This window comes from Actinospica durhamensis, from assembly GCF_018139695.1.
In the GTDB taxonomy this organism is placed as follows: domain Bacteria; phylum Actinomycetota; class Actinomycetes; order Streptomycetales; family Catenulisporaceae; genus Actinospica; species Actinospica durhamensis.
The window spans coordinates 1-8352 of sequence record NZ_JAGSOG010000333.1 but is presented as its reverse complement, the minus strand read 5'-3'; the positions used below and the strand labels follow the sequence as shown (position 1 = coordinate 8352).

General features: G+C 74.8%; 7 protein-coding genes. 3 read left to right on the top strand and 4 right to left on the bottom strand.

Translation table 11 applies throughout. The features are described from left to right. The 3 genes from KDL01_RS36425 to recD2 all read right to left on the bottom strand — a co-directional run. Positions 1–481 (bottom strand): hypothetical protein (locus KDL01_RS36425; RefSeq protein ID WP_212533264.1); only part of this gene is annotated, 481 nt, incomplete at its 3' end. A gap of 106 nt (positions 482–587) precedes the next feature. After that, a complete protein-coding gene (gene arfB / locus KDL01_RS36420; RefSeq protein WP_212533265.1) occupies positions 588–1013 on the bottom strand; it encodes an alternative ribosome rescue aminoacyl-tRNA hydrolase ArfB in 426 nt (141 codons plus the stop codon). 103 nt (positions 1014–1116) lie between these two features. Next, the gene (recD2, locus tag KDL01_RS36415; RefSeq protein WP_212533263.1) at positions 1117–3504 is read right to left on the bottom strand and encodes an SF1B family DNA helicase RecD2; all 2388 of its coding nucleotides are present in this window, start codon (positions 3502–3504) and stop codon (positions 1117–1119) included. Between the two features lie 168 nt (positions 3505–3672). Here recD2 and KDL01_RS36410 point away from each other — a divergent pair, with 168 nt between their 5' ends. Further along, the gene (locus KDL01_RS36410) at positions 3673–4239 is read left to right on the top strand and encodes a hypothetical protein (protein ID WP_212533262.1); all 567 of its coding nucleotides are present in this window, start codon (positions 3673–3675) and stop codon (positions 4237–4239) included. 63 nt (positions 4240–4302) lie between these two features. Beyond that, positions 4303–5838: a sigma-70 family RNA polymerase sigma factor gene (locus KDL01_RS36405; protein ID WP_212533261.1), complete on the top strand. Its 1536-nt coding sequence runs from the start codon at positions 4303–4305 to the stop codon at positions 5836–5838. 7 nt (positions 5839–5845) lie between these two features. On the opposite strand, the gene KDL01_RS36400 is transcribed toward KDL01_RS36405, so the two are convergent. Beyond that, a complete protein-coding gene (locus KDL01_RS36400) occupies positions 5846–6505 on the bottom strand; it encodes a VOC family protein (protein ID WP_212533260.1) in 660 nt (219 codons plus the stop codon). Between the two features lie 149 nt (positions 6506–6654). Here KDL01_RS36400 and KDL01_RS36395 point away from each other — a divergent pair, with 149 nt between their 5' ends. Continuing rightward, a complete protein-coding gene (locus KDL01_RS36395) occupies positions 6655–7656 on the top strand; it encodes a TIGR03557 family F420-dependent LLM class oxidoreductase (RefSeq protein WP_212533259.1) in 1002 nt (333 codons plus the stop codon). The last annotated feature ends 696 nt before the right edge of the window (positions 7657–8352 follow it).

Below are 8352 nucleotides of genomic sequence, written 5' to 3'. Positions count from 1 at the left end.
GGCGGGGCGGGGGCTTCGCAGCGTTCTGTCTCTGGTCGAAGGACGGCACGGCGGCCGGGCCCCAGCGGCGCTCGGCGGCGGCCCGGGCGCCGGCTCGGGCGTGCTGGGCCGGGCCGAGGCCGTCCTCGCCGGGCTCGAGCTGGTCGAGCAGGCGGGCGCCGGCGGCGGCCAGGGTGGCGAGGTCGGCGGTGAGGTGGGCCTGGTGGTTGAGCGTCCAGTCGAGGTCCGGGTCACGCAGGACCGGGCGCCACCATTCGAGCACGAATCCACTCTGCGTGGCCAGTGCGTCCACCTGGCCGGCCCACCACGCGTCGGCGCCGACGCTGGCCTGTTCGAGCCGGGTCAGCACGGTCCTGACCTGCTCGAGCCTGGACAGCGCCGCGTCCGCGTCGGCGACCGTGCGCGGCAACGGCCAGCTCAGCCCGAGCAGAGCCTCGGTCAGCTCCTGCTCGGGCGGCACGGCGGTTGCGTCGGATTCCACGCGAAGCCACTTACCCCCCACACAGGCCACAGTACGTCAAGTTTCAGTAACAGTGCGAACCCGGGAGGATGTCAGCGTTCGACGGCACGCGGGACGGGGCGTCGGCTCAGTCGGCGTCGCGGCGTCGCAGCTGCTTGACCTTGGACCGGCGGGCCTTGTCGTCCAGGCGGCGGGCGACGGCGCCGCGGGACGGCTTGGTGGCGCGGCGTTTCGGCGGCGGCGGGGCCAGGGCCTCGGCGAGCTGCGCGGCGAGGCGTTCGCGGGCGGCGCGGCGGTTGCGCAGCTGGGAGCGGAACTCCGAGGCGGCGATGGTCAGCACGCCCTCGACCAGGCGCGGGCCGAGACGCTCGAGCACGCGCTCGCGCTGCTGCGCGGTGAACCCCTCGCAGGCGGCGAGGTCCACGAACAGCTCGATCCGGCTGTCGGTGGTGTTCACGCCCTGGCCGCCGGGGCCGGAGGAGCGGGAGAAGCGCCAGGACAGGTCGCGCGCGGGGATGGTCACGCCGCGGCCGACGACGAGCGGACCGGTCACCGCTTCGGTGTCCGGGCTCGGGGTGCGTCGGGCGTCGGGCGTGTTCACGGGATCATTGTGCCGTACGGGGCCGCGCGGGGGCAGCTGAATTACCCCGCCCGCCTCAGAGCTCTGCGAGGGCCGCGGCCAGACGGGGGGCGAGCAGCGTGGCGCGGGCCGGCCCCGGGGTGTCCAGCGCGTGGCGCAGGGCGCGGGGCTGGCCGACCAGGACGACCGTGGTGCGGGCGCGGGTGGCCAGGGTGTAGAGCAGACGGCGGGTCAGCAGCCGCGGCGCGTCCATCGTGAGCGGGGCGACCACGTGCGGGAACTCGCTGCCCTGGGCCTTGTGCACGGTCAGCGCGTAGCTGTGGCCGAGGTCGTCGAGATCGTCGAGGTCGTAGCGGATCTGCTCGCCGTCCTCGGTCTCCACGGTCAGCCCGGCCTCGCGCAGGTCCAGGTCGACCACCGTGCCGAGGGTGCCGTTGAACACGCCGTGGGCGCCGCGGGCGTAGTCGTTGCGGGTGGCGATCACCCGGTCCCCGGCCCGGAAGACGCGCGGGCCGTGCCAGTACTCGGGTTCGTTCTCGGCCCGCGGGTTGAGGCGCTCCTGGAGCATCCGGGCCACCTGGGCGGCGCCGGCCGCGCCGCGCCGGGCGGGGCAGAGCACCTGCACCTTGGCCGGGTCCACGCCGAGCTTGCGCGGCAGCCGCTCGGTGGCGATCTCGGTGACGAGCTCGGCGATCCGCTCCGGGTCGTCGAGCTCGGCGAACCAGAAGTCGGAGCGCTTGAGCTGCGGCAGCCTGCCCTGCCGGATCAGGTGCGCGTTGGAGACGATGGTGGAGCGCTCGGCCTGCCGGAACACCCGGGTCAGCGTGGTGCGGGCGATCCCGGGCACGGCCAGCACGTCGGCGAGCACGGCGCCGGGGCCGACCGAGGGCAGCTGGTCGACGTCGCCGACGAGCAGCAGGTGGGTGCCCGGCGGGATCCGGGCGGTCAGCCGGGCGGCGAGGTAGACGTCGAGCATCGAGGCCTCGTCGACCACGATCAGGTGCACCATGGTGCTGCGGGCGCCGAAGAGCGTGTCGGCCTCCTGCGGGTCCGGCTCGGGCGCCGCCTCCGCGTCCCGCGCGGAGCCGGGTTCGCGCTCGTGCCGCGGGACCGGCCCCGCCGCGCCCGGCAGCGATCCGGCGTCGCCCGGGTGCGGGTCGGCGGCCAGCCGGTGCACCGTCATCGCGTCCGCGCCGGTGAGCTCGGCCAGCCGGCGCGCGGCCTTGCCGGTGGGCGCGGCCAGGGTGACGCTGCCGCCGCCGGCCCGCACCAGGCGCACCAGTTCCCTGACGGTGTGGGACTTCCCGCAGCCGGGGCCGCCGGTGAGCACGGAGACGGGGTGGGTCAGCGCCATCCGGACCGCCTCGCGCTGGCCCTGGTCGAGGTCGGGGCCGAACTCGTCCTGCTCGACCAGGCGGCGTACCGCGCGGGGCAGGTCGGAGGGGGCGGCGGCGAGCGCGGCGAGGTCGCGGGCCAGGCGCCGTTCGGCCCGGTAGGCGGCCCGGACCGCGGCGATCGGCTCGGCGGTGACCGGGTGGGGTTCGAGCACCAGCGGCGAGGTCTTGCCGGTGCCGAGGCGCTCGAGCGCGGCCCGCAGCAGCTCCGGCGGCTGGTCGGCCAGCTGCGCGGCGTCGGTCACCACCTGGGCGACGGGCAGGTGGCAGTGGCCGGAGCGCGGGCCGTCGGAGGCGCACACCTCCCACACCGCGGCCTCGAGCCGTTCGGCGCTGGTGGGGGACTCGCCCTGGGCCAGGCCGATCCGGTCGGCGGTGGCGAAGCCGATCCCCTCGACCTCGCCGACCAGGCGGTACGGGTGGCGGGTGAGGGTCTCGCGGGCGGTGGAGCCGTAGTCCCGGTGCAGCCGCTCCGCCAGCAGGGGGTTGATGCCGTAGCCGCGCAGCGCCGCCATCAGTTCCCTGATCTCGGCCTGGGCGTGCCAGGACTCGACGATCCAGCGGCTGCGGCGGCGGCCGATGCCGTAGACCTCCTCGAGCCGCCCCGGCTCCTGCTCGATCACCTCGAGGGTCTGCTCGCCGAACCGGTCGGTCAGGGCCTGGGCCAGCAGCGGGCCGATGCCGCGCACCAGGCCCGAGGCCAGGTAGCGGCGGATGGAGCGGACCGAGTCGGGGCGCAGCCGCTCGCAGCCGCGCACGGCCAGGCGCGGGCCGCGGCGCCTGGTCTCCTCCCAGCTGCCGGACAACCGCAGCGTCTCGCCCGGCCGGACCCCGGCCAGCTCCACCCCGGCCGCGTCGAAGGGCTCGGCCCCGCGTCCGGCCCCGGCGGCGCCGACGGGCACGGCGCGCAGCACGGTGAACCCGTCGTCCCGGATGAACAGGATGAACTCCACCACGCAGGCCAGCTCGGCCGGACCCGCGGGCCCGGCGGCGGCGCCCGGACCGTCGGCCGGCTCGGCGCCGGGCGCGGCGCCCGGTCCGGTGCTCGCGGTCTGCTCGAGGGCGTCCATGCGTTGCACGCTACTGCACCCCACTGACAGCGTTCAGGCGGAAATTCACTCGAACGGGCGACTTTCGGGTCCGCGCGTCAGATTCGGCGGGAAGCATGGTCCCCATCGGCGAAGTCCTCAGCACGTGGCTCTCCCCCCTCAGCACCCTTCGCCACTGGAGACGACCCGATGCCCGCTTCCCCGTGCGATCCGTACTTCTTCGACCCGCACGAGCCGTACGACCGGCCGGATCCCGCCGGCGCGGCCCGCGGCGCGCGGTGCGCCGATCCGCTCGGCTACGCCCTGTGCGCGAGCTACCGAGACCCGGCGCGGGTCCAGCCGGTGCCGGCGGGCACGGCGTTCGACCTGGTCAGCGTGCAGATGGCGATAGGCCTTGACGCACTCGACCTGATGCTGCGCTCCGGCCGGCCGGTGGGTCCGGTGGCCGCCGACGCCCGGGTCCAGGTCAACCGGGTGGGGTTCCTGCTGCCGCCGGCCACGCTGCAGACCGAGCCCGGCTTCGCCTGGTGGTGCCGCCGGCACGGGCTGCGCGTGGCCTCGGACGGGGACGTGGTGGCGCTGCCGCCGCTGATCGGGGAGAGCACCCGGATGGTGTGGCTGGTGGCGCCGGGGGCGGCGGACACCGGCCGGACCGACCCGGGGCTGCTGCTGTCCGCCCTGCGCCGGGCGCTGCGCTATCAGGACCGGCACGAGTCCCTGTCAAGCACCGCGGGCCCGAGCGACCCGATCGGGTGATTACCCGTCGATCTCACGGCCGAGCGGGAATCAGCCGGGCTATAACAGGGCTCGGCTCACCAGATGTCAGGGGGACGCACCCGCGCCATGGACCCGCACCACAGCTACACCGACCCGGACACCGACCTCGAACCCCCGGACCGGGAACTGATCGACCGGGTGCGCGGCGGTGATCTCGAGGCCTTCGACCCGCTCTACCGCAGGCACCGGACCTCCGCGCTGCGCCATGCCCGGTACTGGACCCGCTCCGAGGCCGCGGCCGAGGACCTGAGCGCGGAGTCGTTCACCCGCGTGCTCTACGCGATCCGCAACGGCAACGGCCCGAGCGAGGCGTTCCGCCCGTACCTGCTGACCGCGATGCGCAACGTGGCCAGGGACTGGGCCGAGGGTGAGCGGCGCACGCTGCTGCTGCCCGACCTGGTGGACCTGGCCCCGGCGCAGCAGGATCAGGACCCGGTGATCGCGGCGCTCGAGCGCTCGCTCGCCGGGCTGGCCTTCATGTCGCTGCCGGAGCGCTGGCAGACCGTGCTGTGGCAGATGGAGGTCGAGCGCGAGGGCCCGACCCAGCTGGCCCCGCAGCTCGGCATCGACGCGGCGGCGGTCTCGGCGCTGGCCTACCGGGCCCGCGAGGGGCTCAAGCAGGCGTATCTGCAGGCTCACATCACCGAGATCGGCTCGCCCTCGTGCCGGCCCTTCGCCGAACGCCTCGGCACCCACACCCGCGGGAAGCTGCGCGGGCGCGAGGCGGCGAAGGTGCGCGGGCACCTGAAGCACTGCAGCGAGTGCGTCGGGCTGTACGCGATGCTCAAGCACGTCAACGGGAACCTGCCCGTCATCGTCGCCCCGGCGGTGGTGGGCGCGGTGGCCGCGGCCAAGAGCGCCGCGCTGTGGACGGGCGGGTCGGCCGCGGTTGGAGCGGCCGGCGGCGGCGCGCATGCGGGCATCGTCGCGAAACTGGCGGTCAAGGCCCGCTCGGCCACACCACGGCAGCAGGTCCTCGCGGCCGGCACGACGGTGGCGGTGGTCGTGGCCGCGGTGGCGTACGCGCTGTCCGGATCGCCGCCGCAGCCGCAGCCGGCCGCCAAACCCGCGTCGCAGCCGCCGTCGGCCGCGCCCGCGCATGTACCGGCGCCCCCGTCGCCGAGCCCGAGCCCCGCGCCGACGCACGCCCTGCCGACGCCGGTGGCGGCGGCGAGCACGCCGCCACCTGCGCCCGCGCCGCGGCCGTACACGACCGCGCCGCCGCCCCCGAGCCCCACGCCGACGCCCACGCCCTCACCCACGCAGCGGGTGTCGTGCCCGAACCTGGTGCCGGGCATCGATCTGAACGCCGGCGGGCTGCACCTGACGGTGGATCCGACCGGCCTCGGAGCGGCCGTGGATCTGGGGTTGCCGCGGCTGAGCGTGGACGCGGGCGCGCCGCGCACGGCCGTGTGCGCCACCGAGGGCCCGCCGCGCCCGTTCCCGGTGGCGCCGACGCTCGCGAGCCCGGACGGGGACACGGACCAGAGCCCGGGCGCGGGCCCGGACACCAGCGCGCCGCCGAGCCCGGGGGTGAGTCCGGGAGTGGGTCCGGGCGCGAGCCCGGCGGCGGGGTGACGCGGCGTCAGTCGATCCGGACGCTGCCGGAGGCGGTGCGGAAGTCGACGGCGACCAGCCCGGCCTCGTCGTAGGCGTTGCGCAGGTCGGCCGGCTCGAGCCAGTTGACCTTCAGCTCGGGCAGCGGGTCGCGGTCGACGTCGCCGAGCCAGGCGAGCACCGCGTCCCGGTCGCCGGCGATCTCGAGCTGCTCGATGTCCGGCAGCGCGTCCGCGCCGGCCGAGGGGTGCAGCGCGTCCGGGCAGTCCCAGCTGATCAGGTAGGGCAGCTGGGGGTCGTCGATGAGTTCGAGCACGCCGATCTGGTGCCACTGCAGCAGTTGGCCGTCGGGGCGGCGCCGGTGGCCCTCGGCGGCCTCGCGCCCGAGGCGCTTCTCGAACGCGCCGAGGTCGTCCACGCCGACCACCCAGCCGAGCCAGCCGCCGCCGAGCCGGGCCCGGCGCTTGACCGCGCGGCCGAACGGGGCCGATTCGGTGGCCGGGTGCTCGAGCGGGGCCACGACCTCCACGTAGGCGCCGTCGGGCAGCGGGAGGATCGCGTTGCGGGTGCCGAAGCGGGGGTGCACGCCGCCGTCCCGGAAGGACGCGCCGAGCAGGGAGCCGATCCGGGAGACGGTGGAGGAGAACGCGTCGAGTTCGACGGCGTAAGAAACATGGTCGAGCCGCATGGGACGACAGTACCCCGTGGGGGACGAGTCAAGACAATTCCGAAGTCCGACGACAAGTAGTCACATCATCCACTCGCCGACGGGACGGAGCGCGGGCGCGGTTAGAGTGGGCCGGACAGATCAACGGACGGGACGTCAGGAGAGAGCACATGTCTTCCGCCCACATCGGCTACGCGGCCATGCTCGAGCAGTTCGGCCCGATCGAGGTGACCGACTACAGCGCGCAGGCCGAGGCGGCCGGGTTCACCGGCGTCATGGCCGCCGACCACTTCCAGCCGTGGGTGCCGCGGCAGGGGCAGGCGCCGTTCGTCTGGAACGTGCTGACCGCGATCGGCGCGCGCACGACCGGGGACCTCGGCCCCGGCGTGACCTGCCCGTCGTTCAAGATGCACCCGGCGATCGTGGCGCAGGCCTCGGCGACGCTCGCGGCGATGTACCCGGGTCGGCACTGGCTCGGCCTCGGCGCCGGCGAGGCCCTGAACGAGCACGTGGTGGGCGGCTACTGGCCGGAGGGCCCGGAGCGCAGCGCCCGGATGTTCGAGGCCGTGGAGATCATCAAGAAGCTGTTCACCAGCGGGCACACCGGCAAGGAGGTCAAGCACGCGGGCAAGTACTTCACCCTGGAGACCTGCCGGCTCTGGACCGTGCCGGAGCAGGACCCGGAGATCTACATCGCCACCGCGGGGCCGCTCAACGCCAAGCGCACCGGCAAGCTGGCCGACGGCATCATCACCCCGGGCGCGGCCCCGGCGAAGATCGAGATGGTGCTGGGCAAGTTCGCCGAGGGCGCGCGCGAGGCGGGCAAGGACCCGGACACGATGCCGAAGATCCTCCAGCTGCACCTGTCCTGGGCGCCCACGGACGAGCAGGCGCTGGCGAACGCGGTCCTCGAATGGCCCAACGGCGGGATGAAGTTCGACAAGGGCGACATCCGTTCGCCCTACCACTTCGAGCAGATGGCGAAGCTGGTGCGGCCGGAGGACTTCGAGGGCCGGATGGTCATCTCGGCGGACCCGGACGCGCACCGGGCCGAGATCCAGCGCTACCTCGACCTCGGCTTCGACCGGATCTACCTGCACAACGTGGGCCGCAACCAGAGCGAGTGGATCGAGGCCTTCGGCCGCGAGGTGCTGCCGAAACTCAGCCGCTGAGGAACAAAAGGATAAACAGAGCAATCCCCTGGCCGGGTGAGTTTCGGCGCGAACCGCCGGGCGGCACGTGACCTGCCCGGCGCCTCTTCGTTGAGCGCTGACGAAGGGGCTTCGGCGCTGGCCGTCGCCGTCACGCGGTGCCGCAGGGCACTGCCGCGCCGACGCCGGTCACACCGCCGCCCCGTCGCAGCCGCACGCACGGGCGCCGCCGTATCCGGTGGCGCCCCGCCGCCGGCGAGGACCGAGCGTGCGCACCCCGCGCGCTCCCGCGGCCGTGCGCGACCGCGCCGACCGACCTGTGCGCCTCGCGCTGTCAGGGCAGCCGAGCCCCCGCCCCTTCGCATCCGGGCGGGGGCTCGGCATTTGGCCGGGCCCGCCCGCTGCGGGCGGCCGTGATCCCCCGTACGGGTGGCGGGTTTCCGCACCGAAAGATTCGGCAAAACGCCCCCGCGGCCCGCGCCGATAGGCGAGACTTCTCTGCGCGGAACCGGGCGGATTCGCACATCAGAACACAGCGATCGGGAGGCCGGATGAGCCACAGGGGCCGCCGTCGCGAGCACGGGCGGGTCCGCAAGACGGTGGAGGTGCTGATCTCCGGGCTGTTCGGGGTCGGTGTGGTCGTGGTGGTGCTCGCGCTGCTGCAGGGCGGCAAGTCCGCCGCGCCGGCGCAGCCCTACCCGCCCCTGACCACGGTCA

What these genes read in the sequence shown, in the direction of transcription:
- recD2 (WP_212533263.1), bottom strand. Translation starts at nt 3,504, where the DNA reads ATGGACGCCCTCGAGCAGACCGCGAGCACCGGACCGGGCGCCGCGCCC.
- KDL01_RS36410 (WP_212533262.1), top strand. Translation starts at nt 3,673, where the DNA reads ATGCCCGCTTCCCCGTGCGATCCGTACTTCTTCGACCCGCACGAGCCG.
- KDL01_RS36405 (WP_212533261.1), top strand. Translation starts at nt 4,303, where the DNA reads ATGTCAGGGGGACGCACCCGCGCCATGGACCCGCACCACAGCTACACC.
- KDL01_RS36400 (WP_212533260.1), bottom strand. Translation starts at nt 6,505, where the DNA reads ATGCGGCTCGACCATGTTTCTTACGCCGTCGAACTCGACGCGTTCTCC.
- KDL01_RS36395 (WP_212533259.1), top strand. Translation starts at nt 6,655, where the DNA reads ATGTCTTCCGCCCACATCGGCTACGCGGCCATGCTCGAGCAGTTCGGC.